Raw genomic sequence first — 24,121 nt, 5'->3', positions numbered from 1 at the left:
CCCCTCGGTTCCCCCTCGCCCCGGGGATCGGACAGGGACCACCGGGGTGACCCACGAGGGCCTGTGCCCGCGCATCCGCGCGGACACAGGCCCTCGTGCCATTCCCCGGCCGGGCGGACGTGCGGTCCGAGCCCGGCGGACGGTCGCGCACCCGTCACCGACCGGGGGACTCGACGGGTAGCCGGATCAGCCCGAAGAAGGCAGGACCGAGGAATGGTGGTTGGAGATCAGCCACGTGCCTCCACGAAGCTCGTAGACGAAGGTGTAGCGGGCATTGACCGTGGACTTGCTGCCGTTCTTGTCGGTCAGCGTGAACTGGTAGAGGCCCGTGTCGACGGCGCTCGTGCTGTCCAGGACCGTGATGAACCGCTCTTGGATCTTTCCGACGGGCTTGCTCGCCAGGAATTTCGTGAAGTAGTCGACGATCCCGGCACGACTGGTGTAAATGTCGGAGACGGTCGGCAGCAACACGGCGTCGGGAGCGTAGAGGTCCGCGACACGGTTCGGGTCGCCGGTGGCCAAAGCCGCGTTCCACTTGTCGAACAGGGCTGCGATCTGTTGTTCGGTGGGGAGTTGGGCGGTACTCACCACGACACTGCGCGTAGCGGGAAGCTGAGCGCCGCTTGCGGTTTCGTACGTCGCCCCCGTTCCCGTGAACAGAACGGCGGCGGTAAGGGCGACCGCTGCACAGTACTTGCGTCTCATGAGCACCTCCTGTGTCGCCGGTGGTCCATCAGACGGATACGCCCAGCGTCTCTCGGCGGAGATGCCCGTGCACCTTGAGCGGAGGTTTTGCCGATCCGACAGAGTGTCAGGTCCATCAGGCCTGTTCAGGGGGCCGCGCGGTAGGATGCCCCCGGTGCCGGTACTTCGTCACGAAAACCACGTGGGCGTGCATGGCGAACGCACACCTCGCTGTGCGGGCCGTTCGAGACCCACGGCCACACAGGTGCGGGCCTTGCGCAGGCCGTGGCACCGGTCACGGGGTGAGCACCAGCTTCGTGGGGGCTCCCCGCCTCTGCTGCTCCCAGGCGGTGGCAACGTCCGTGAGCGGGAGCGCCTTTGTGTCGACGGAGATCTTTCCTTCAGCGGCCTGCTCGGTCAGGTTCCGGTAGGCGGTGCGGAGCGTTTCGAGGGGGACATCCGTGATCGTGAAGCCGAGGATCTGCAGAGCGTTGTAGCGCAGCATCGCGGCGGGCAGTTCGATCGTGGCCGCGGCGGAGCTGCCGATCTGGATGTGGCGAGCGCCGCGCGAGACCGCTTGCAGGGCCGCCAGGGCGGGCCCACCCCACAGTGCGTCGATGACGACGTCGATCCCGTGTGATCCGGCCGCCGCGCGGAAGGCGGCTGAGAGATCCGTGCCGGCGTCGACCACGACGGTGGCGTCCGCGCCCCGCTCACGCGCGCGACGCAGCCGGTCCGGGTCACGGCCGGCGGCGATCACGTGTGAGGCGCCCTGCGCCTTGGCCGCCTGCACCGCCACCGACCCCAACGCCCCGCTCGCGCCCAGCACCAGCACCGACTCGCCCGGCCGCAACTCGGCCCGCCAGCTCAGGGCGCACCAGGCCGCCAGCCCGGTGTGGCCGAGCGCCGCTGCCGTCACATCGTCCACACCCTCGGCGAGGTCCAGCAGGTTCGCCTCCGGCACCACGGTCCGCTCGGCCCACGACCCATAGGGGGACACCGGAGCGTCGAAGTACACGCGGCGCCCGTCGGCTGTCCGCCCGACCCCGTCGGACCCGACCACGTAGGGGAACACGGGTACGCCGTACGCACCGGACGCCTTCTCCAGGTCGAGGTGGTGCACGCCGGCTGCGGTCACCTTCACCACGACCTGGCCCTCTTTGGCCCGCGGTTCGGCGAAGTCACCGAGCTGGGGCGCGGCCCCTTCCTCGACAAGGACGGCAGCTCTCATGAGTCGACCGTAACGGTCGCCCGCGGGCCCACGGGCAGCCGTCTGCGCCACACAGGTGACCGTTTCTACTCAGTGAGGAGTAGTGAGTCTTGGACCCACTGCTGTTCACTGGCCCATCCCGAACGGTCTTGGATGGGCTGGTCCACCGCGTTCCTCGTTCCGCGTCCGGCGCCGTCGGATCGTGTCCGTGGTCCGGGTACGCGGGGGCGGTTTCCCTCACGCCCCCGGTCACGGGGCCGGGCCTGGGCGGTCCGATGCCCGCGACGATCGCTCTGGTCGTCGCGGGGCGGTGCCGTCCGTCGCCCGATCCGGTGACCGAGGGCGCGTCTGCCGATCGCCACGCCGGCCGCCTGGTGGCGGGTTGCGGGGCATCGGGGTGTGGACAGGGGCTGCTGCCGGTGCTGCGCGCCCCACAGGCTGGTGTAGGCGGGATCGACGGCGATCACGCCGATACCGGCTTCTGCACACATGCTCACCAGCCGGGCGCGGAGCCTGCCGGTGGGAATCCCGGAGGTCAGCTGCCGGAACGGCTTCCTGCGGCCGTGCTGTTCCCGGGTCTTGGAGTCGGTGAAGTCCAGGTCTTCGATGGCGATCGCCTCGCCGCGTCGTTCCGATGTCGGCCGGGTAGCGTGGTGGCGTGGGCACGGGGCTTCCCGAGGCCGGGAAAACACTTTCCGTGGTTGCGGCGAACGTGGGGTCGCGTCTCCCGGACGTCAGTCGCGACGTATGGGATTACGTGCTTGCCGAGATCCCGAAGCTCAGGGGCGACGAGCCCGTCCTCAGACTCCTGCACGCGAGTGTCGCGGAAAACGTCGCAACGCTGCTGCACGTCTTCGAGAACGACATACCCCTGGACAAGGTCGAAGGGCCCGTGGCGGCTCTGGAGTACGCCAGGAGGCTGGCGCAGCGGAATGTTCCCGTCAGCGCTCTGGTCAGGGCCTACCGGATCGGGCACTGGCGCTTCCTGCAGTGGTGTCTGGAGGAACTCCACGGTCAGGGAGTCGAGGAGGATCTCTTCGCCGCGACCGTCTGGCGCATGTTGACGGTGAGTTTCGGCTACATCGACCGGGTGACCGAACACGTCATCGAGCTCTACCAGCTGGAACGGGACCGCTGGTTGTTGAGCCAGACCGCGGGGCGCGCCGCGCGGGTGCGGGAGATTCTCGCCGGGCAGGAGGTCGACGTCGACTGGGCGGAATCGGCACTCGGCTACCGGCTCAGGCAGATGCACCTCGGACTGGTGGCCTGGCTGCCCGTGCCGACGCGCGGTAGCGGGGGGTTGGCCCGGCTCGAACGGATCACCGGCGCCATCGCCGAAGAACTGAACTGTTCCGCAAGGCCGTTGTTCATTCCCCGTGATGAGACGTCGTGCTGGGCCTGGTTGCCGTTCGGCTCGGACGGTGAGGTCTCCTTTGAACGGATGTGGGGTGTGGCCGAGGACGGCGACCCGTCCATGCGCGTGTGCGCCGGGCGGCTGGAGCCCGGTGTCGAGGGATTCCGCTGGACGTACCGGCAGGCTTTGTGCGCACAGGAGTTGGCCACGGCGTCGAGTTCGGGGGTCAGGTTCACCGCCTACTCCCGGGTCGCTCCGATCGCCCTGATGTGCACGAACATCGACGACATGCGGATCTGGGTGCGGAGCGTTCTCGGTCTGTTGGCCGTCGACGACGAGCCCTCCGCGCGGTTGCGGGAGACCGTGCAGATCTTCCTGGACACCGGCGGCAGCTACACCGCCACGGCACGCCGGCAGATCCTCCACAAGAACACCGTGCAGTACCGCATCCGGAAGGCCGAGGAGGCCATGGGGCGCACGGTCCAGGAACAGCGGACCGATCTCGAGGTGGCGTTGCTCGCCGTCCAGTACCTCGGCTCGGCGCTCCTGATCGCCGCGTGAGGCAGCACTCGGTCGACCCTCCGCCACGTCAGCCCTCGCCGAGGGCGCGCATGACCCTGATCTGCGCCTCGTCCCGTGCGCCCTCCAGTTCTTCGACGGTCGCACCGAAGTCGGCCTGTCCGGAGAGGAGTTCGACGGTCGCCTCGTCGAGTGCCGGGGTGCCGAGGTCGCGCCACAGGATTTCCAGATCGGGGCCGAAGTGTTGCAGGAAGTCAGGCAGGCCGCCGGGGCCGCCGCCGAGGTGGAAACTGCGGAAGGGGCCGGCGACGGCCCAGCGCAGGCCGAGGGAGGAGGTGACGACGTCGTCGAGTTCCTGTTCGGTCACCACGCCCTGGACGACGAGGTTGACCGCCTCGCGGAAGAACGCGGCCTGCAGCCGGTTGGCGACGAATCCGGGCACCTGCTTGCGCAGCACCTGCGGCTTCTTGCCGAGGGCCGTGTAGAAGGCGACGGCGCGCCGCACCGTGTCCGGATCGGTCTGCTCGCCGGGGACGACCTCGACCAGCGGGACGAGGTGCGGCGGATTGAACGGGTGGCCGATGACGAGCCGTCCCGGCTGATTCATCTCCCGGGCCATCGCGCTGGCGGGAATGCCGGAGGTGGAGCTGAGCAGCAGGGTGTCCGCACGCGCGGCCCGCTCGATCCGGGCGAAGAGGTCCTGTTTGAAGTCCAGGCGCTCCGGGCCGTTCTCCTGGACCACGTCCGCGTCCGCGAGCGCTCGGCCGAGGTCGGCCTCGAAGCGCAGAGCGCGGTCGAGATCGACGGTGGGCAGCCCCAGTGCCCGTAGCGCCGGGACGGCCTCCCGCAGTTGGTCGCGCGTGCGCTCGGCCACGTCGGGGAGCGGGTCGTTCACGGTGACGGCCAGGCCCCTGGCGAGGAACAGGGCGGTCCACGACGCCCCGATGACACCGGCCCCGACGACGGTGACGTGCCGGAAGCCGTCCATGGGGGAGGCGGGAGTGCTGTTCATGATGGCTCCTGGTGTGCTGCCGTGAGGTAGTCGTGGACGACTTCGGGGGACGGCAGGGTGAGGTCGGTCAGGATGTGGCCGGCGGAGAGGACCTCCAGGACGGGAAGGTCCGCCAGCGGCGCCAGGGCGTGCTGGAAGAGCTGCAGCCGGGCGGGGCCGGTCCAGGAGCCCTTGACGGTGATGTCCTCGATCCGGAAGCGGACCAGTTCGCAGATGCGCGGCCGGCCGGTGTATCCGGGCAGGATCTTCAACATGAAGGTGGGCCGGCAGATCTCCTCCCGTGCCCGGTCGGCGTCGAGCGGGGCGTGCTTGTAGCCCATGGTGGCGGTGGCGACGCGCAGGGAGCCGTAGTCGAGGGTGCCGACCAGGGTGTCGGAGTCGACGGTCAGCCTCGGGGCGCCGAGTTTCTTCGGGTAGGCGCTGATCTCGCGGCCGCTGGCGATGGCCGGCATGCTGTCCACGTACATCGCCAGGACGTACTCGCCGCGCTCGTCCCCGTACTCGACGGAGAGCACCTGGCCGGACTCGGCGTAGTCACCCAGTCCGGTGGTGTCGGGCATCCGCATGATTTCGAAGCGCACCGTCGGCTCGGCGACCCGCAGGGGCGCGGGGACGAGACGTTCCAGGGCTCGCCGGTCGGTGCGGTAGACGATGGTGAAGTACTCCCGGTCGGTGAAGCGGTACGGGCCGCGGGGGTAGGCGGGCGCGTCCAGTGGAGTGGTGAGCTGTTGGGTCACGTCTCGGGTGCGCATGGTGTGGCCTGGGATCTCGTCGGGTGCGGTGGGCCGGCTGCGCCTGGCGGCCCGGCCGTGGTCCGCCACAGGTGCGGCGGGCCACCGGGACGGGCCGGGGATCAGCGGCGCTGCCAGTGTGGTGACCGCTTCTCCGCGAAGGCGCGGGCGCCTTCCCTGGCGTCCTGGGACGCCAGGACGGGTGCGACGATCCGGTCCTGTTCCTGGAAGGCGTCCTGGTCGCGGAAGGACGTCCGCTGGTCGATGCAGCGTTTGACGGCTGCCACCGCCAGGGGGGCGTTGTGGGCGATACGGGCGGCGAGGTCCAGGGCCTGGCCGAGCGCCTGGCCGGGTTCGGTGAGGTGGTTGACCAGGCCGAGCCGCTCGGCGCGCTCGGCGGGCAGGGGATCGCCGGTGAGCAGCAGTTCCAGGGCGATGTTGCGGGGGATGCGTTCGGGCAGCCGGATCAGGCCTCCTTCGGGCGGGACGAGTCCGTAGTGGACCTCGGTCTGGCCGAAGGTGGCGTCGCGGGCGGCCACGACCATGTCGCAGGCGAGGGCCATCTCGGTGCCGCCGCCCAGCGCGTAGCCTTCGACGGCGGCGATCAGGGGCTTGGTGAGCTGGGCGCGGGTGACGCCGCCGAAGCCCCGGCCGGGGATGATCGGGGTGTCCCCGGCGGCGAACGCCTTGAGGTCCATGCCGGCGCTGAAGGTGCCGCCCGCACCGGTGAGGATGCCGACCAGGACGTCGTCGCGGGCGTCGAGTTGGTCCAGGGCGGCAGCCAGTGCCCGGGCGGTGGCACCGTCGATGGCGTTGCGTGCCTGCGGCCGGTCGATGGTGATCACCAGCGTGCCGTCGTGTACCGCGGTGCGCACTGTCGGAGTGTCGGTGGCCTCGGTCATGGCGGGAACTCCTTTCGCCCCCCCGTCGCTGCTCCGTCTCCGAGGTGACGCGCGCCTCGGCGGCGTGGTCGCGGTTTCGCGATGTCCCCCCGGGCCGGGGCTTCAGGCGATGGCCTCCGCCCTGCGCAGGTCCTCGATCCCGGCGGCGTCGAAGCCCAGGTCGCGCAGCACGGATTCGGTGTGTTCGCCGAGGTCCGGGGCCGGACGCGGGGGGACCTTCCGTTCCTGGTCCAGCCGTACGGGGCTGTCGACGGTCAGGGGCGGTTCGGAGCTGCCGTCCTCGACCGGCACGACGATCCGGTTGGCGACGAGCTGGGGGTCGTGGGCGCACTCCTCGAGCGTCTGGACGACTCCGTAGGTGAGGCCCGCGGTGTCGAGCAGCTCGCGCCACTCGGCCAGGGGACGACTCTCGAAGGTGTTGTCCAGCAGGGCGACGATCTCGGCGGCGTTGGCACGGCGGCTCGCGGTGTCGGCGTAGCGCGGATCCTCCGCCGCCTCGGGGTGGCCGATGGCCTTCAGGAACAGCGGGACCTGCTTGTCCTCGTTGGCGAAGGCGAGCAGGACCCAGCGGTCGTCCGCCGTGCGGTACGCGTTCGCCAGCGCGTTCGGCGGATGGAGCCGGTCGACCGGGCGGGGGTTCTTCGCGCCGACCAGGATGGCTTGCAGCCACATGCTGGCCGCCCACGCGCCTTCGGCCAGCAGCGATGCCGTGACCCGCGCGCCCTGGCCGGTCCTCTCCCGCCGGTACAGGGCGGTCATGATCCCGGCGAACAGGGTGACCGCGGTCGCGTGGTCGCCCGATCCGAAGACGTTCATCGCCGGCGGCGCGTCGCGCTGGCGTGTGACGTCCATCAGGCCGCTGCGCGCCCAGTACGCCGTCACGTCGAAGCCGGGCAGGTGCGCGTCCGGACCCGCCTCGCCGAAGCCGGTGACGTCGGCGTAGATCAATCGTGGATTGAGCGGCGCCAGATCCTCGTACTCCAGGCCCAGCTTGGCCCGCGTCCGCGGCGGGAAGTTGGTCACCAGCACGTCGGCCCAGGCCACCAGGCGTTCGAGCACCGGCCGGGCCCCGGGCGACTTCAGGTTCAGGGCGATGCTGCGCTTGTTGCGGTTGTCCAGCTGCCAGGGGTAGTTGACCCCCTCGACCTGCGGATTCGGCGGCACGCGGCTGAGCGCGCGGTAGGTGTCGCCGACGTGCGGTGGTTCCACCTTGACGACGTCGGCGCCGAAGTCACCGAGCATGGTGGCCGCCGCCGGGGCGGCGATGAAGCTGGCGAGATCGACGACGTGCAGCCCCTCCAGCAGGGGCGCGCTGTCCATGACTGCTTCCTTCCCCGCCGGTCAGCGGCCCGCGGCCGCCGGGACGAAGGCGTTGTACCCGGTGATGTCCCGGCCGACGATCAGCGCCTGCACGGTGTCGGTGCCCTCGTAGGTGTCGATGGCCTCGATGTCGCACAGGTGCCGGGCGACGTGGTAGTCGAGCACGATCCCGTTGCCACCGAGCATGTCGCGGGCGTCGGCGAGGATGGCCCGGGCGCGTTCGGTGTAGTGCATCTTGGCCAGAGCCACCCGCGGCATCGAGAACTTGCCCTCGTCCATGAGCTGGCTGAGCCGGTACTGCATGCACACCATGTCGGTGATGTCCGCCAGCATCCGCGCCAGCCGGTATTGGATGAGCTGAAAGGACGCCAGCGGCATCCCGAACTGGTGCCGCTGCTTGGCGTAGGCCAGGGCGGTCTCGTAGCCCGCGATGGCCGCGCCCACCGACTCCCAGGCGACGCAGAAGCGGGAGGCCAACAGGACCGCCTCGGTGTCACGGAAGGTGTGGCCGCCCGCCAGCCGGTTCTCGGCGGGCACCCGGACGTCGGTGAGCGAGATCTGCGCGTTCTGCACGCACCGCAGAGCCGTCTTGCCCGTGATCACCTGGGCATCGAACCCCGGCGTGCCCTTCTCCACCACGTAACCGCCGACGTGCCCGTCCTCTCCCCGGGCCCAGATGATCACGTAGTCGGCGAACGTGGCATTGCCGATCCACCGCTTGTGGCCGTTGAGCACATAGGAGTCACCCTCCCGGTGGGCGGTCGTCTCCAGCTTGACCACGTCCGAGCCGTGCGCGGGCTCGGTCAGGCCGAAAGCACCGATCTTCTCCAGGCGCGCCATCGGCGGCAGGAAGCGTTGCCTCTGCTCCTGCGAGCCCAGCAGCCCGATCGAGGTCATGGCCAGCGCCGAGTGCACCCCCATGAAGGTGGAGACACTCAGATCCCCGCGGGCCAGCTCCAGGATGACCACGCCGGCCGTCACGTTGCTCATCCCCGGACAGCCGTCGCCGGAGACCTGGAAACCCGCGATACCCAGCTGCGCCAGCTTGGGGACCAGCTCGTGAGGGAACTCCGCCCGCTCCCAGTAGGGATTGATGATCGGGGTGACCTCCTGGTCCATGAAGTCGCGGACCCGGTGGCGAAGAGCCTGCTGCTCGTCCGTGAGCAGGTCCCCGAGCAGGTAGTAGTCGGATTGCTCGGGCCCGCCCAGCACCGGTGGCTCCACCAGCGGATGCCCGTCCCCCTCCGGGATGCTCTGCGCCGACCCGCCCGCGGTGCCGTGTGTCGCGTTCATGTCCGGCTCCTTCCGGTCTGCGGGGATCAGATCGCTTCCGCACACGACGCTAGAAGCCGCCGGCCAAGCAGCCACTGGGCGCAGAGCACCATCTTCGCGAAGAGGTTCGTGCGGGTGCACCAACAGCTAGGTGTCGATCGGTTCGCCGTCCGTCAACGGCATCCCCAGGTGGACCAGGGCCCCGTTGGGGCGCTGAGGCTGTCCGGTGCGCCGGTCCACGGGGACCGGCAGCGGGGCCAGGGGGTGGCGACGGATGTGCCAGGTCTGGTAGGCGATCAGGGTCAGGAGCAGGGCGCTCAGCGCTGCGGTGCCGCCCGCCGTGCCCCAGCCCAGGCCGCCCTCGGCCGCAGGCTTGGTCAGCGCGTCGCCGCCGGCCGCGCCCAGGGGGCGAGTGAGGACGAACGCCAGCCAGAACAGCACCATCCGATTGATCGACGTCAGGTAGTACGCGGCCACGATCAGCGCCATGATGCCCACGATGACCAAGAAGGCGTTACGAAAGCCCAGGCCGGTGTCGTCCGAGAGCCAGTCGCCGCTCGAGGTGCCCAGGGTGTTGGAGACCAGGATCGCGATCCAGTACAGGATCTCGCCGGTGCGGCTGGAGATGTTCTCCACGTCGTACGTCTGCCCGGTGCGCCACCACACGAGGAAGACCAGCGCCAGCAGGGAGGCAAGGATCATGGCGCCGGAGGCGTAGCCGATGCCGTCGGGGGCGCTGCCGTGGCCGAACCCGCGGTTGAGGAAGTCGGACACCTCGGTGCCGACCATGCTCGTGCCCAGCACCACCGACCAGTACAGCGCCGGGTGGAACCGCTTCGCCCGCACTTGGGCCACGACGACGACCAGGAAGAACGCGAGGAAGAGGAGCGCGGTGGTGACGTAGCCGAGTTGGAAGGTGATGCCGAGCAGGTCTCCGGCGGACTCTCCGAGAGTCACGGCGACCGTCTTGAGCATCCAGAACAGCACTGTCACCTGCGGGAGTTTGCGCAGCACCATGGTCATGCCGTCCAGCGGTGCGTGTGCGCGAGTGTTCGAGGCCATCCCTGTCGTCCGTCCGTCGGCCACCAGCATCGGGCGCGCCATTGTGCAGGCGCCGCCGGGTCCGCCGGGCCGTTGCCGGTCGGTGGCGGCCGATCGCCACCCGAAGGAGCTGCTCGGGAGGCCCGAATGGCCGGAGTCGCTGCCTCTGTGCGACCGGACGGTTACCTGGAGCTATGATGTTGATCATGTTCATTCTTGAGCTGACCTACATCGCGCCGCTCGAGCGCATCGAAGCGGCCCACCCCGAGCACGTCGCCTGGCTCGACTCGAACTACGAATCCGGCGTCTTCATCGCATCGGGCCCCAAGGACCCCCGCGATGGCGCGGTCATCGTGGCGGTCGGTGTCGACCGGGCGCGGATCGAGGACATCGCCAAGAGCGACCCGTACTCGGTGGCGGGGCTGGCCGAGTACACCATCACGAACTTCCTCGCGATGAGGACGTCGCCGGCGCTGGAGGAGTACCGGCACCAACCGCCGTCGCACCGGTAGTCGCCTGAACCGCCCCGGCAGTCGCCCATCCCGTGCTCCTCGTGGCGGTGACGCCCGGGGGAGGGGTACGCGGGCTCGCTTCGACGGAGTCGATGAACCGGTCACCGCTCCCGGCGGACGGCGAGCAGGGCCGCGTCGTCCGTCAGCCCGGAGCCGACGTACGCCCGCACGTCCAGGAGCAGCTCGTCCAGCAGGGCGTCCGGCTCCCCGTGCGGCAGGGCGGCCAGGCGCTGGGCGAGCGGGTAGAACCGGCTCGCCGCGTCCCGGGCCTCGGACACGCCGTCCGTGTAGAGCAGCAGCAGGTCGCCGCGGTCGAAGGCGATCGACCCGGCGTGGTAGTCCCCGCCGACCAGGCCGAGCAGCGCCAGCGGAGGCGCCTCGACGGACGGCTCCACCGTGCTGACCCGACCGTCGTGGCAGAGCAGCGGCGGCGGGTGCCCGCAGTTGACCACGACCGCCGGTCCCGGTGTGTCGGGGATGCTGACCAGAACCGCCGTGACGAACTCCTCGCTCGCCGGACGACGGACGAGCGCCGAGTCCAGCCGCCTGGCCACCTCCGCCAGATCCGGCTCGGCCCGCGCGGCCTCACGGAACACCCCCAGCACGTCGGCCGCGGTCTCCACCGCGGCCAGGCCCTTGCCGCACACGTCGCCGAGGAACACCCGCACCCCGTACGGGGTCGGCATCACCTCGTACAGATCCCCGCCGATCCGCGCCTCGGCCTCCGCCGCCACGTAGCGCACCGCGACCACCAGCGGCCCCATCCGCCGGGGCACCAGGCGCAGCAGGGCACGCTGCGCGGCCTCGGCGACCGTGTGGACCCTGGCCAGCTCCCGTTCCTGGGCCGTCACCACCATGACGTTGGCGCAGCTGAAGAAGGTGACCACGGCCACTGTGGCCGCCGCGGTCGCCATCACGACCGCGGGCACGTCGGCGTCGTAGGCCGCCAGGCCGACGACGAGCGCGCCGGCGACCGCCCCGGCCGTCAGCGGGACCGTGGCCCGGCGGGTGCCCACACCGGCCAGTACGGGGAGGGCTGCGAGCATCGGGGCGAACGTGATATCGGGCCCGCTGGCGAAATCCAGCGCCACCGCGGCCGCGACCAGCACATAGCCACCGATCGTGGCCCGGTGCGACCACCTGGGCAGGAATCGCGGCGACCGCCACGCCCTCGTGTTCGAGACACCAGCCACCGGACTGCCCTTCTGTCCCGCTCGTCCCCACAGCCGCGTCGTTTCCCTCACTCCACAGTTAAGCGTCTCTCCCTTCCCGGATCGACCGGCGGTGCCACAGCAACACCTCCGGCCCGCCGGGTGCGGTCCGCGCCTCGGGGCCGGTCGCGGTCGGCCCGGTCGCGGTCGTCAGCCCTCGGCGGGCAGGGCCTGCTCGGTCCAGATGGTCTTGCCGTCCTCGGTGTAGCGGGTGCCCCAGCGCTCGGTGAGCTGGGCGATGATGTACAGGCCGCGCCCGCCCTCGTCGTCCCGGGCGGCCTGGCGCAGGTGCGGCGAGGTGTGCCCGGTGTCGGAGACCTCGCAGATCAGGCTGCGGTCCCGGATCAGCCGGACCCGGACCGGCCCGGGGGCGTACCGGATCGCGTTGGTGACCAGCTCGCTGACGATCAGCTCGGTGGTGAACACGAGCTCCGCCAGGCCCCATTCGTCCAGCCGCCCGGTGACCATGCGACGTGCCTGGGCGACCGCCGCCGGGTCGGGCGCCAGGTCCCAGTCGGCGACCTGCCCGGCGTCGAGCCGGCGGGTGCGGACCAGCAGCAGGACGGCGTCGTCGTCCACCGGCCCGGGCAGCAGGGTCGCCAGCGCCTCGTCGCACAGGCTCTCCAGCGGCCGGCGGAGCCCGGCCAGCGTCTCGGCGAGCCCGCGCCGGCCGTCGACGGCCTCCACCAGGCCGTCCGTGTACAGGGCGATCAGGCTGCCGGCCGGCAGGTCCAGCTCGGCGCGCTGGAACGGCGGGCCGCCCTGCCCCAGCGGCCGCCCGGCCGGCAGCTCCGCGTAGCGGGCGCCGCCCGCCGGGTCGACCACGACGGGCGGCGCGTGGCCTGCCCGGGCCAGGCTGCACCGGCCGTCGACCGGGTCGTACACCGCGTACAGGCAGGTCACGCCGCCGCGCGGGCCGCCCGGGCCGTCCTCCTCGCGCACCACGTCGTCCAGGCGGGCGAGCAGCTCTTCCGGATCCAGGTCCAGTCGGGCCAGCACCCGGACGCCGGCCCGCAGCCGGCCCATCGCGGCGGCGGCCCGCAGGCCGTGGCCGAGCACCTCGCCGACCACCAGGCCGACCCGGCTGCCGGACAGCGGGATGACGTCGTACCAGTCCCCGCCCACCCCGGAGCGGGTGTCGGCCGGCAGGTAGCGGCTGGCCGACTCGACCGCGCTCAGCGCCGGCAGCCGATGCGGCAGCAGGCTGCGTTGCAGCCGCAGCGCCGCGGTGTGCTCCCGGGTGACCACCGGCATCAGCGCCAGGCCGATCAGCAGCGCGCCCAGCCCCAGTACGGTCACCCCGCCGACCCGGCCGAGCAGCGGCAGCCGGACGGAGGTCGTGCCGTAGCCGGGGGCGGCGTAGACGTGGAAGGCGGCGTAGCAGAACAGGAACAGCATGATCAGCCCGCCGAGCCCGGGCAGCACGCCCTTGAAGAGCAGGTCCCGGAGGCTGCGGGTGAGCACCCGGCGGTAGTACCAGACGCAGGCGAAGCCGGTCAGGCCGTAGTAGAAGGCGATCGCCAGGCCCACCGAGCCGATGGAGTCGGCCAGCACGTTGTGGCTGACCGAGGTGAGCAGCACCAGGAAGGCGATCGACACCAGCCCCATGCCGACGGTCGACCAGGTCGGGGTCAGGAACCGGCGGTGGAGCCGGGCGAAGCCGGACGGCACGGCCTTGTGCGCGGCCATCGAGAAGACGGTACGGGCGCTCGGCAGGATGGTGGTCTGGGTGGAGGCGACCGCCGAGATCAGCACCATCAGGATCAGCAGTTTGGTGAGCGCCTGGCCGAGCCCGGCGGTGCCGAACACCGCCCCGCCGAGGCCGGAGAGCACGTCTCCGGAGTTGTCCGGGTTGGCCAGCCCGATGCCCGTGGTGCCGACCCCGGCGAAGGCCTGCGCCGAGGTGGCGACCAGACCGTAGATGACCAGCAGCAGCACGGTGGACAGCACGGCGGCCCGCCCGGGGGTGTGCCGGCTGTCCGCGGTCTCCTCGTTGACGGTGAGCGCGGTGTCCCACCCCCAGTAGATGAACACCGCGGCGAGCACCCCGGTGGTCAGCGCCTGGGCGGAGGGGACGTTCAGCGGATTGAACCAGGAGGCGGAGACGTGCGTCGCGGTCGGTGGGCCGCCGGTGTAGACCTTGACCAGGGCGGTGACGGCGAGGAGCAGCAGGACCGCGACCTCCAGGCAGAGCACCCAGCGCTGCATGGCCCCCGACACCTCGATGCCCACGTAGCAGACCGCCGTCATCAGGGCGATCCAGACCACCCCGGCCACGGTGGTCCACACCCGGCTGGCCGCCAGCGACTCCAGCCCGACCAGCCGGAAGCCGTAGATGCCGGCGATCTCGGCCAGGTTCGCCATCACGATCACGTCGGCGACGATCAGGCCCCAGCCGCCCATCCAGCCGGCCCGTGGGCCGAACGCGCGGGTGGCCCAGGTGAAGGTCGTCCCGCAGTCGGCGTCGACGGCGTTCAGCTCCCGGTAGGCGTACGCGATCAGCAGCATCGGCACGAACGCCAGCATGGTGATGATGGGGGCCTGCAACCCCACCCCGACCACGATCACCCCGAGCGTCGCCGCCAGGCTGTACGCCGGCGCGGTCGAGGACATCCCGATCGCCACCGACGAGAACAGCCCCAGGGCGCCCGACCTGAGCCCCTTCTCACCGGCGCCGGGCCCGGGTGCGAGCGGCGTGGCGGACTCGGCGGGGCGAGGGGAGCTCTTCACACCAGTTACCAACTCCGCGTCTCGCGGCGGCAAGCCTTGCGATCACCATTCTCCCCGCCCGCCGGAAGGGTCGCCAGACGGGCTCGCCCCGCAGCGCGGGGTGCCGGGGGCACCCAGGGCGAGGGGGCTCACGGGCCCCGGGGTGCGAGCGTGGTCCTCCGGCCGGTCCGTGCCGCCGCTCGGATCCGTTCCGGCATGCGGTGGCGCCGGACGGCGTGCCGGAAGCCGGGAACGCCGTCCTCGCCCGGCGTCCGCGACGGTGGTCCAGAGCGCGCGCTCGACGACCAGCCGGCGCAGCGTGCGCAGTTCGCGGGGGTCGTTCCAGCCGAGCACGCCGGCCACCACTCCCCGGTGGCCGTAGGCGGCGGTGAAGCGGCCGTTGGACGGGTCGCCGGAGACGACGCGTAGGTCCGCGTCGGGTGGGAAGACGCCGTACGCCTGGATCCTGGTGTCGTACTGGTCGGTCCAGAAGTAGGGCACGGGGGCGAACGGGATGGCGTCGCCGAGCAGGTTGCCGGCTGCGGCGATGGCCTGTTCGGTGGCGTTCGTCCGGTGCTCGAGCCGCATGCGGGTGCCGAAGTGGGTGTTGTGCCAGGAGGCGACGTCGCCGGCGGCGTAGACGCCGGGTGCGGCCCGGCACCACGCGTCGCACACCACCCCGTCCGCGAGGTTCAGGCCCGAGCCGGTCAGCCAGCCGGTCGCGGGTACGGAGCCGACGGCCAGGACGACGACATCGGCCGGTAGCGTGGCGCCGTCGCCGAGCTCCACTCCGGTCACCCGGCCGCCGGTGCCGCGCAGTCGGCGCACCGGGGTCCCGCAGCGCAGGCGGGTGCCATGGGCGCGGTGCAGGTCGGCGACGAGCGCGCCGATGCGGTCGCCGAAGGGGCGGCGCACCGGGACCGGTTCCGGTTCGACCAGGGTCACCTGCAGGCCCATGGTCCGGGCCGCCGCGGCGACTTCGGTGCCGAGGAAGCCGGCACCGACCACGACCACCCGGGGCCCGGCGAGCAGTGCGGCTCGCAGGGCGAGGGCGTCGTCGAGAGTGCGCAGGACGTGGACTCCTGCCAGGTCGCCGTCGGGCAGGCGGCGGGGGGTCACGCCGGTGGCGATGACCAGACCGTCGAAGCGGACGGTCTCGCCGGCGCCCAGATGCACCCGGCGGTGCGCGACGTCGAGGGCGGTGGCGGGCTGTCCGAGCCGAAGGTCGGCCGCCAGGTGCGCCAGGTCCTGCGGGGAGCGCAGGAGCGCCCGTTCGGGCTCCCAAGCGCCGGTGAGGATCTGCTTGGACAATGGCGGCCGGTCGTAGGGCGGACGGGGCTCGTCGCCGATCAGGGTGAGGTGACCGTCCCAGCCCCGGCGGCGGAGGGTCTCGGCGGCGGTCAGGCCCGCGGCCGAGGCTCCGACGACGGCGATCCGCTTCATTCCCTGTCCTCCCGCTCCTCCTGTTCTGCCAGCCAGATCGCCTGGGCGGGGCAGAGGGTGGCGGCCTGCCGGACGTCGTCCGTCAGGTGCGCGGAGGGGGTCTCGGTGAGCAGGACGACGATGCCGTCCTCCTCGCGCTGGTCGAACACCTCGGGTGCGGTCAGAACGCACTGGCCGGAGGCGACGCACTTGTGCTGGTCGACGATGACCTTCATCGGAACTCTCCTTATCTACGCGGCACTCGGCCCCTGCCCGGCATGTGGCCGCGGTCACCAGGTGACGGGCAGCTCGTAGACGCCGTAGACGGTCCCGTCGTGCTTGAACGGGATCCGGTCGAGGCCCACCGCCGGCCGCAGGGTGGGGATGCGGCGGTAGAGGGTGCTGTAGACGACCTGCAGTTCGACCCGGGCCAGCGGCTGGCCCAGGCACTGGTGGACGCCGAAGCCGAAGGCCACGTGGTGGCGGGGGTCGCGGTCGACGTCGAGCCGGTCGGGTGCGGGGAAGGCGGTGGGGTCGCGGTTGCCGATGTCGTTGGCGAGGACGACGCCCTCGCCGGCGTGGATGGTGATCCCGCCGATCTCGATGTCCTCCCGGGCCACTCGGCGCCGTCCGTCGTGCACGATGGTCAGGTAGCGCAGGAGCTCCTCGACCGCCGAGGCGATCGGCTTCGGATCGTCGCTCGCGCTCACCCGGGCCAGCTGGTCCGGGTGCTGCAGCAGGGCCAGGGTGCCCAGCGCGATCATGTTCGCCGTGGTCTCGTGCCCGGCGATCAGCAGCAGCATCCCCATGTTGGCCGCTTCGCGCCGGGAGAGCCCGCCGTCCCTGACCCGCTCGGCCAGCGTGGAGAGCAGGTCGTCAGCCGGGTGGACGAGCTTGTCACCGATCAGCCGGTCCAGGTAGTCGAGCAGCAGTTGAGTGGCCGCCCGCGCCTGCTGCGGGGTGGTGGTGCCCCTGACCAGGATCCTGCTGTTGGTCTGGAAGAAGTCGTGGTCGGCGTACGGGACGCCGAGCAGCGCGCAGATCACCAGTGACGGCACGGGCAGCGCGAACGCCTGGACGAGGTCCACCGGCGTGGGGCCGGCGAGCATGGCGTCGATCAGATCGTCGACGATCTTCTGGATGGCCGGCCGCAGCGCTTCGACGTGCTTGATGGAGAAGGCCGCGGTGACCATCCGGCGCAGCCGGGCGTGTTCCGGATCGTCCATGGTGATGAAGGTCCGCGACTGCCTCCGGCGCTCCTTCGTGGCCGGGCTCTGGTGAGGGTAGTGCGGGTGGGTGCCGTCCGAGCTGATCCGCGGATCGGCCAGCAGGGCCCGCACGTCCTCGTAGCGGGTGACCAGCCACGGGGTGGTGCCGTCCCACAGCCGCACCCGGCTGATCGGGGCTTCGGCCTGCAGGGTGTGCAGGGCCGGTGGCGGGTCGAACGGGCGGCCGGCCGCCCGGGTCATGGGGTAGTCCGGTACCTCCGCCGGCGGGACGTCGGTGCCGGGTGCCGAGATGGTGCTCATGGTTCTCCGCCCTTTCGGAAGTCCGACAGGAGCGCAGGTGCCAGGATCGGGGCCCGGCGCGCGCGGGGCGCGACGGGGCAGCGGAGCAGGTCCTGCCGTCTGCGGGAGGAGACGCCGAGGAGCGTGCCCCCGGGGGTCAGGAAGCCGATTCGCCGCGGAGCATGCGCCGGACGATGGGCAGGGCCGTGTCCATGGCCTCGCTCAGCGCCTGCACGTCCTGCTCGGGCAGTGCGGCCAGCAAACCGGCCACCCGGGCTCGTTGCGCGCGGTGGCGCTCGGCCAGCAGCTCACGCCCGGCACCCGTGATGGCGACGAGGCAGACCCGTCCATCGGCGGGATCCGCCGACCGCGACGCCAGGCCCTGGCGTTCCAGCCGCTGGACCAGTGCGGTCATCGACGGCTGGGCGATGCCTTCCGCCGCGGCCAGCGCGGTCAGCCGGATCGGACCTTCCCGTTCCAGCCGGCCGAGCGCCGCGACGGTGTTCAGGCTCATGCCCTGCCGGTCCGACAGAAGATGCCTGACCAGTCCGGTGGCCAGCTCGTTCAGCTCCGCCGCCACCTCCGGGAGACCCTCTTCGGGTGTCTCATCCATACCTCCATCTATATCACTCATCTATATTGACTGTCTATATAGCTGGGTGATATAGATGGGAAGTGGATCGTCAGGGATTCTGGTCACAGCCAAGGCGCCACCACGGCGTCCGAAGAAGGTGATGACCGTGACCTCCACCTACGCCCCGAACATCTCCCCACGGCCGGCCGCTGCCCGGCGCCCGCGAGTACCGGACCGCGCCTGGCCCCTGGCACACCGCCCGGAAGCCGCCGGAGCAGCCCGCGAGATCACCCGAGCGGTCCTCGCACAGTGGCGGGTCGCCGACGAGGCGGCCGACTCGGTACTGCTGACCGTCTCCGAACTCGTCACCAACGCCGTCGAGCACGCCGAGCCCCCACTGCACCTCGAACTGAGCCGCGACCCGGACACCCGACGGGTGCACATCGAAGTCCGCGACGGAGGCCCCGCCGCCACGGAGAGCGACTGGGCAGCCGGCCGCACCCGCGGCGAGCACGGCCGCGGCCTGCAGATCATCGACCGGCTCACCGCCGCGCACGGCGACCGCGCGGAGCCCGGACACGCCATCCACTGGGCCGACGTCGCCATCGCGGCCTGACCCGACCGACGTCAGGAGCGGTCATGAGCGAGCGGAGCGAGCTCACCATCAAGAGGTGCGCGTTGCGCGAAGCGCCTGCCGAGCGCAGCGAGGTGGGCGCATGAGCACCGCACGGGCCGGCAACGCCACCGCACGCGTCATGGGTGAGCGGTACAAGTGGGTCGCGCTGTCGAACACGACGATGGGTGTGCTGATCGCGTCCGTCGACGCCTCGATCGTGATCATCTCGCTGCCCGCGATCTTCCGCGGCATCGGTCTGGACCCGCTCGCCCCGGGCAACATCGGCTACCTGCTGTGGATGATCCTGGGCTATCTCCTGGTCACCGCGGTGCTCGTGGTCGCCTTCGGCCGGCTCGGCGACATGTTCGGCCGGGTTCGGATGTACAACCTCGGCTTCGCGGTCTTCGCGGGCGCCTCGCTCGCCCTCTCCCTCGACCCGCTGCGCGGCGGCCCCGGCGCCCTGTGGCTCATCGGCTTCCGCATCGTGCAGGCGGTCGGCGGGTCCATGCTGATGGCGAACTCGGCGGCGATCCTCACCGACGCCTTCCCCGCCCGTCAACGGGGGATGGCCCTGGGGATCAACCAGATCACCGCGCTCGCCGGCCAGTTCCTGGGGCTGCTCGCCGGCGGTCTGCTGGCCACCATCGACTGGCGTGCGGTCTTCTGGGTGAGCGTCCCGATCGGTGTGGCCGGCACCCTCTGGTCGTACCGCAGTCTGCGCGAGATCGGCTGCCGCAGACCAGGGCGCATCGACTGGCTCGGCAACCTCACCTTCACCGCGGGGGCCGGCGCCCTCCTCGCCTCGATCACCTACGGCATCCAGCCCTACGGCAGCCATTCGACCGGCTGGACCAACCCCTACGTGCTCGGCGGCCTGGCGACGGGCGCCGCGCTGCTCGTCGCGTTCTGCGTCGCACAGACCAAGGTCGCCGACCCGATGTTCCAGCTCGGCCTGTTCAGGATCCGCGCGTTCGCCGCCGGAAACCTCGCGGCACTGCTCATCGCGATCGCCCGCGGCGGCATGCAGTTCATGCTCATCATCTGGCTGCAGGGCATCTGGCTGCCGCTGCACGGCTACGCCTTCGACCGCACCCCGCTGTGGGCCGGCATCTTCATGCTGCCGCTGACCATCGGGTTCCTACTCGGCGGCCCGACCTCCGGCTTCCTCTCCGACCGCTACGGCCCCAGGCTGTTCGCCACCACCGGGCTGATCCTGGTGGCCGCCGCCTTCATCGGCCTGCTGGCCCTGCCAGTGGAATTCCCGTACCCGGCGTTCGCGGGCCTGCTCCTGCTCAGCGGGCTCGGTCAGGGCATGTTCTCGGCGCCGAACACCTCGGCGATCATGGGCAGCGTGCCGCCCGAGCAGCGCGGCGTGGCCTCCGGCATGCGCTCGACGTTCCAGAACTCGGGCATCGCCCTGTCGATCGGCCTGTTCTTCTCACTGATGATCACCGGGCTGGCCGCGACGCTTCCGCGCACACTCGACAGCGGCCTGCGGGCACAGGGAGTGCCGGCCGAGGTGGCCGGCCACCTGGCCGGGCTGCCGCCGGCGAGCACGCTGTTCGCTGCCTTCCTCGGCAACAACCCGATCGGTCACCTGCTGGGGCCCAGCGGTGTCCTGAGCACGCTTCCCGCCCACAACGCCCAGACCGTCACCGGGACGCGGTTCTTCCCCGAACTCATCGCGGGCCCCTTCCACCACGGACTCGTCATCGTCTTCAGTACGGCCGCGGTGATGGCCCTGGTGGCCGCCCACGCCTCCGCGCTGCGCGGCCGCCGGAGCAGCACCGCAACAGACCAACCAACCAGCTCGACGAAAGACCCGACGAAGGACTCGACGAAGGAACGGGCGCGACCTGCTCCGGCGCCCGGCCGCGCCCCGCGCGCGTCCGGCCGCACTCCCGGGCCCGCCCCCACCGGGCAACGGGCTTCCGAACGGCGCAGAACCACAGGCGCCGTCCCGGCATCCGGCATCGGCGCACCGCAGGCCGCGGCACCGCACCTCCCCATACGCCGCGCGGCAGGCCGCCCGTTCAACCCGCCGTCGGCCCGACCACCGGTCGAGCGGATCGCGGCGGCCGTCGCCGAACGCGCGGGAGCCGGCCGCGTGCTGGTGACCCTCGAAGGCCGGGCCGGGGCGGGGAAGTCGACGCTCGCAGCCGCGGTGGCCGCGTACCTGGGCGGGCCGGGGCACGCGGTCGTGGTGCACGGTGACGACTTCTTTCACCCGATGCCCTGCCACGAACGCCTGTCCATGGAACCGGAAGAGGGCTACCACCGGCTCTTCGAGTGGCAGCGGCTGCGCGACCAGGTCCTCGTCCCGCTTTCCGACGGCCGACCGGCTCGCTACGAGCAGTTCGACCGGGACACGAACGCCCTTCGGATCGGCGAGCCGCACAGCGTGCTGCCGGCGGGCGTGGTGATCGTCGAAGGGGTGCTGACCGCCCGGCCGGAGCTGGCCGGCTTCTACGGCCTGATCGTCTTCGTCGACACCCCCAGCGAGCTGTGTCTGCGCCGGGTGTACGCCCGTCCCGACCGGCGGCCACACCGCGAGGCATGGCTCACGCGCTGGCGTGCCGTCGAGGAGTACTACCTGACCGCCACGGACATGCCGGCGCGTGCCGATCTCACCGTCCCCGGAGACTGAGGAGACTGACAGCGGCGCCATGCACGCCGACCCCGGCACGAAGGACCCTCCATCGCCACATCGCCCGCCCACCCCACGGCGTCCCCGTCCTGGACCTGCGCCCCGCGGTGTGAAACGACTCGAAGCAGGGGCGACCGGCCGGTGGAGGTCGCTCTCCGGGCCTGCGTGAGATCGGTGAAATGCCTCTGACCGTAAGGCGGTTGAGGGTATATCAGCGCTGCTCCTCCGGGCGGCCCTCGACCTCCCAGCGGGTGTGGAAGGTTCCGCCCCGGTCGACCCGGCGGTAGGTGTGCGCGCCGAAGAAGTCCCGCTGTCCCTGCACCAGTGCGGCCGGAAGGCGCTCCGCCCGCAGGCTGTCGTAGTAGGCGAGCGCGGTTGCGAAACCGGGGGCGGGCACCCCCAGTTGGGCCGCCACCGAGACGACCCGTCGCCAAGCCGACTGCGCGGAGTCGAGCGCCTCCCGGAAGTGCGCGTCGGTCAGCAGCGTGGGACGCTCCCGTTCCGCCTCGTACGCGGCCCGGATCCGGTCCAGGAACCGAGCCCTGATGATGCAACCGCCGCGCCAGATCGCGGCCATCTCACCGGGGTCGATCTGCCAGGAGTACTCCGCGCTGCCGGCCTGGATCTGGTTGAAGCCCTGGGCGTAGGCCACCATCTTGGAGGCGTACAGAGCCTGCTCGACGTCGTCCGCGAACCGGTCCGCCGCCGCGCTGTCGAGCCACGTCTCGGTGGGGCCGGGCAGCCCCCGTCCGGCCTGCCGGAGCGGCACGCCGCCGGACAGCGCCCGGGCGAAGACCGCCTCGGCGATCCCGCTCACAGGCACGCCGAGCTCCAGCGCGCTCTGGACCGTCCAGCGGCCGGTGCCCTTCTGCTCGGCCTGGTCCAGCACGACGTCGACGAAGGGCTTCCCGGTCGCCGCGTCGGTGTGGGCGAGGATCTCGGCGGTGATCTCGATCAGGTAGGACTCCAGGCGCCCGGCGTTCCAGGTCCGGAAGACCTCGGCGATCGCGTCGGGCTGCAGTCCCGCTCCGTGCCGCAGCAGGTCGTACGCCTCGGCGATGAGCTGCATGTCGGCGTACTCGATCCCGTTGTGGACCATCTTGACGAAGTGACCGGCGCCGTCCGGTCCGACATGGGTGCAGCAGGGCTTGCCGTCGACCTTGGCCGCGATGTCCTCCAGCAACGGCCCCAGGACCCGGTAGGCCTCCGGTGTACCGCCGGGCATGATGCTCGGCCCCTCCAGCGCGCCCTGCTCACCACCGGAGATCCCGCTGCCCACGAAGTGCAGTCCGCGTTCCCGCAGGGCCGCCTCCCGCCTCCTGGTGTCGAGGAAGTGCGCGTTCCCGCCGTCCACCACCACGTCGCCCTCGTCGAGCAGCGGCACCAGCTCGTCGATGACCGCGTCGGTCGGCGCCCCGGCCTTGACCATGATCACGATCAGACGGGGGCGTTCCAGGGCCGCGACGAGCTCCTCCGTGGTCCCGGTGGCCACGAACTCGCCCTCATGCCCGAACTCCTCCAGCAGCGCCGCGGTCCGCGCCTGCGTGCGGTTGTGCACCGCCACGCGGTATCCGTGGCGGGCGAAGTTCCTGGCCAGGTTGCGGCCCATCACGGCCAGTCCGGTGACGCCGATCCGGGCAGGTGACTGCTCGGTCATGGCGGGAGTCTCCAAAGGTCTCGGGGGCCTGGGGCTGTCGGGATCGAAGACGTCGGGTGCCGGGTACGCCCGTCGCCCCGTCCCTACTCCGCGGAGAGCGCGAGGACCTCGTCCTCGGGAAGCTCGACGTACTCCTGCCCCTCCACCTCGATCTCCGATCCGGAGAGCCTGTTGAAGAGGATCTTCTCGCCGACCTTGACGTCCACCGGGTGCGGCTTGCCGCTCGCCAGCCGTCGGCCGGGCCCGACCGCCACCACCTCGCCCTTCCACCTCGCCGGGTCCTGCGGGGTCGAGCCCCCGATCGGCTTGACGATCAGGTGATCGTGCTTCGGGTGGAAGTCGGGCATGGCATGGTCCTCTCGCGTAGGCACCCGCGGCGCAGCCGGGGCCGTCCCCCACACATCGATTCTGCCGAGGTTCGAGGTTTCCGCACCCGGACGGAAGCCGGACGGAAGCGGGGCACGGGGAACGGGACCCGTCACGAGCCGCGGGCCAGGACGAGCGGGTCCAGCGTGTCGCCGCCGATCCGCGTCCGCGTCGCCGGTCACTCGGAGTCCACGCGGCGTGGCGCCCCCGTCGCCGGTCCGCCATCGCGGCCCCGTGCTCCTCGCCCGGCCGCTGCCGGTGACGGGGCGGTGGAGTCGCCGGGCGAGGCGTACTCCGTCCGGGTCGCGGCACGGCTGGCGCCCCTGACCCCCGCGGGCCACGGCCCGCACCTCGGCGGCCTGGTCGTGGCGGCGGGCGGGCCTGCCGCGCCCTGGTCGCCACCCCGGTGCGGTCGCCGTTCCGGTGAGGCCTCGGCCCCGGCTCCGGCGGATGCTCGGTCCGGCGCGGGCACGCCGTTCTCCTATTCGAGTGTGATGCGGGTCTCGGTCCGGGGGATCGTCTGCACTGGGGGTGTCGGTGGCGGTCCGGTCAGTGACCAACAAATCAGACAAATCAGGACATAAACCGTGAGTCCGCTCACATGGGAAGAGGTCCACGACGGGCGATAGTGGTTGCGTGCCGACGCCGATCGCGAGTGCGGCCGTGGCATATGTGCAGCTCGGCCGGGCCGGGCGGCCGTGCGGAGGGCCTTGCGGATCGGCGGCGTCCGCCGGTGAGGTACGACGGTGGATCGTGGTAGGGGGGTCTTGGCGGGGGTCGATCCGGTCTGGCACCTTGGCATTCGTCGTCAGTCACGCCGGCTTCTGTCCCGCCGGATGCGGCTAACCGCCGAG

At 71.4% G+C, this 24,121-nt stretch carries 19 protein-coding genes and 2 pseudogenes; 4 read left to right on the top strand and 17 right to left on the bottom strand.

The window, feature by feature from the left end:
• Positions 1-186 precede the first annotated feature (186 nt).
• The 3 genes and pseudogenes from ABZW30_RS41940 to ABZW30_RS41930 form a co-directional block, all read right to left on the bottom strand.
• Positions 187-705 carry an SgcJ/EcaC family oxidoreductase gene (locus ABZW30_RS41940; RefSeq protein WP_355676574.1) on the bottom strand — a complete coding sequence of 173 codons (519 nt, stop codon included), beginning with the start codon at positions 703-705 and terminating at the stop codon, positions 187-189.
• Between the two features lie 274 nt (positions 706-979).
• Positions 980-1,915, bottom strand: a complete 936-nt coding sequence (locus ABZW30_RS41935) for a zinc-binding alcohol dehydrogenase family protein (RefSeq protein ID WP_355676573.1) — start codon at positions 1,913-1,915, stop codon at positions 980-982.
• A 65-nt stretch (positions 1,916-1,980) separates the two neighbouring features.
• Positions 1,981-2,511 (bottom strand): annotated as a pseudogene (locus tag ABZW30_RS41930) (IS200/IS605 family accessory protein TnpB-related protein); the annotation flags it as partial.
• A 41-nt stretch (positions 2,512-2,552) separates the two neighbouring features.
• On the opposite strand from ABZW30_RS41930, the gene ABZW30_RS41925 reads away from it, so the two are divergent.
• Complete coding sequence (locus ABZW30_RS41925) at positions 2,553-3,809, top strand: helix-turn-helix domain-containing protein (RefSeq protein ID WP_355676572.1); 1,257 nt, start codon at positions 2,553-2,555, stop codon at positions 3,807-3,809.
• Between the two features lie 28 nt (positions 3,810-3,837).
• Here the strand turns inward: ABZW30_RS41925 and ABZW30_RS41920 are convergent, their stop codons facing one another.
• From ABZW30_RS41920 to ABZW30_RS41895, 6 genes are all read right to left on the bottom strand, one after another.
• Positions 3,838-4,779 carry a 3-hydroxyacyl-CoA dehydrogenase NAD-binding domain-containing protein gene (locus ABZW30_RS41920; RefSeq protein WP_355676571.1) on the bottom strand — a complete coding sequence of 314 codons (942 nt, stop codon included), beginning with the start codon at positions 4,777-4,779 and terminating at the stop codon, positions 3,838-3,840.
• Positions 4,776-5,531, bottom strand: coding sequence for an acetoacetate decarboxylase (locus tag ABZW30_RS41915; RefSeq protein ID WP_355676570.1), 756 nt, complete (start codon positions 5,529-5,531; stop codon positions 4,776-4,778). The genes ABZW30_RS41920 and ABZW30_RS41915 overlap by 4 nt, the downstream gene beginning before the upstream one ends.
• 101 nt (positions 5,532-5,632) lie before the next feature.
• Positions 5,633-6,412: a crotonase/enoyl-CoA hydratase family protein gene (locus ABZW30_RS41910; RefSeq protein ID WP_355676569.1), complete on the bottom strand. Its 780-nt coding sequence runs from the start codon at positions 6,410-6,412 to the stop codon at positions 5,633-5,635.
• A gap of 102 nt (positions 6,413-6,514) precedes the next feature.
• Positions 6,515-7,732, bottom strand: coding sequence for a CoA transferase (locus tag ABZW30_RS41905; RefSeq protein WP_355676568.1), 1,218 nt, complete (start codon positions 7,730-7,732; stop codon positions 6,515-6,517).
• Positions 7,733-7,753: 21 nt separating this feature from the next.
• Positions 7,754-9,025, bottom strand: coding sequence for an acyl-CoA dehydrogenase family protein (locus ABZW30_RS41900; RefSeq protein WP_355676567.1), 1,272 nt, complete (start codon positions 9,023-9,025; stop codon positions 7,754-7,756).
• A 126-nt stretch (positions 9,026-9,151) separates the two neighbouring features.
• A complete protein-coding gene (locus ABZW30_RS41895) occupies positions 9,152-10,066 on the bottom strand; it encodes a hypothetical protein (protein ID WP_355676566.1) in 915 nt (304 codons plus the stop codon).
• Between the two features lie 185 nt (positions 10,067-10,251).
• Here ABZW30_RS41895 and ABZW30_RS41890 point away from each other — a divergent pair, with 185 nt between their 5' ends.
• Positions 10,252-10,557: a YciI family protein gene (locus ABZW30_RS41890; protein ID WP_355676565.1), complete on the top strand. Its 306-nt coding sequence runs from the start codon at positions 10,252-10,254 to the stop codon at positions 10,555-10,557.
• A 101-nt stretch (positions 10,558-10,658) separates the two neighbouring features.
• On the opposite strand, the gene ABZW30_RS41885 is transcribed toward ABZW30_RS41890, so the two are convergent.
• From ABZW30_RS41885 to ABZW30_RS41860, 6 genes are all read right to left on the bottom strand, one after another.
• Entirely contained in the window at positions 10,659-11,603 is a 945-nt protein-coding gene (locus ABZW30_RS41885) for a PP2C family protein-serine/threonine phosphatase (protein WP_355676564.1), read from the bottom strand.
• 315 nt (positions 11,604-11,918) lie between these two features.
• Positions 11,919-14,381, bottom strand: a complete 2,463-nt coding sequence (locus ABZW30_RS41880; protein WP_355676575.1) for an amino acid permease — start codon at positions 14,379-14,381, stop codon at positions 11,919-11,921.
• 159 nt (positions 14,382-14,540) lie between these two features.
• Complete coding sequence (locus ABZW30_RS41875; RefSeq protein WP_355676563.1) at positions 14,541-15,920, bottom strand: FAD/NAD(P)-binding oxidoreductase; 1,380 nt, start codon at positions 15,918-15,920, stop codon at positions 14,541-14,543.
• Entirely contained in the window at positions 15,917-16,135 is a 219-nt protein-coding gene (locus ABZW30_RS41870) for a ferredoxin (RefSeq protein ID WP_355676562.1), read from the bottom strand. The genes ABZW30_RS41875 and ABZW30_RS41870 overlap by 4 nt, the downstream gene beginning before the upstream one ends.
• 54 nt (positions 16,136-16,189) lie before the next feature.
• Positions 16,190-17,428, bottom strand: a complete 1,239-nt coding sequence (locus ABZW30_RS41865) for a cytochrome P450 (protein ID WP_355676561.1) — start codon at positions 17,426-17,428, stop codon at positions 16,190-16,192.
• Between the two features lie 136 nt (positions 17,429-17,564).
• The gene (locus tag ABZW30_RS41860; RefSeq protein ID WP_355676560.1) at positions 17,565-17,987 is read right to left on the bottom strand and encodes a MarR family winged helix-turn-helix transcriptional regulator; all 423 of its coding nucleotides are present in this window, start codon (positions 17,985-17,987) and stop codon (positions 17,565-17,567) included.
• Positions 17,988-18,147: 160 nt separating this feature from the next.
• Between ABZW30_RS41860 and ABZW30_RS41855 the strand changes: the two genes are divergently transcribed.
• Positions 18,148-18,597, top strand: a complete 450-nt coding sequence (locus ABZW30_RS41855; RefSeq protein ID WP_355676559.1) for an ATP-binding protein — start codon at positions 18,148-18,150, stop codon at positions 18,595-18,597.
• Between the two features lie 100 nt (positions 18,598-18,697).
• Positions 18,698-20,377, top strand: a pseudogene (locus ABZW30_RS41850) (MFS transporter); the annotation flags it as partial.
• 1,078 nt (positions 20,378-21,455) lie between these two features.
• On the opposite strand, the gene gndA reads toward ABZW30_RS41850, so the two are convergent.
• A complete protein-coding gene (gene gndA, locus ABZW30_RS41845; RefSeq protein WP_355676558.1) occupies positions 21,456-22,901 on the bottom strand; it encodes an NADP-dependent phosphogluconate dehydrogenase in 1,446 nt (481 codons plus the stop codon).
• 83 nt (positions 22,902-22,984) lie between these two features.
• A complete protein-coding gene (locus tag ABZW30_RS41840) occupies positions 22,985-23,248 on the bottom strand; it encodes a co-chaperone GroES (protein WP_355676557.1) in 264 nt (87 codons plus the stop codon).
• Between the last annotated feature and the right edge of the window lie 873 nt (positions 23,249-24,121).

Source organism: Kitasatospora sp. NPDC004669 (genome assembly GCF_040609455.1).
Taxonomy (GTDB): Bacteria; Actinomycetota; Actinomycetes; order Streptomycetales; family Streptomycetaceae; genus Kitasatospora.
Note: the sequence above shows the minus strand (reverse complement) of the source record. Positions and strands in the feature narration are given on the sequence as shown.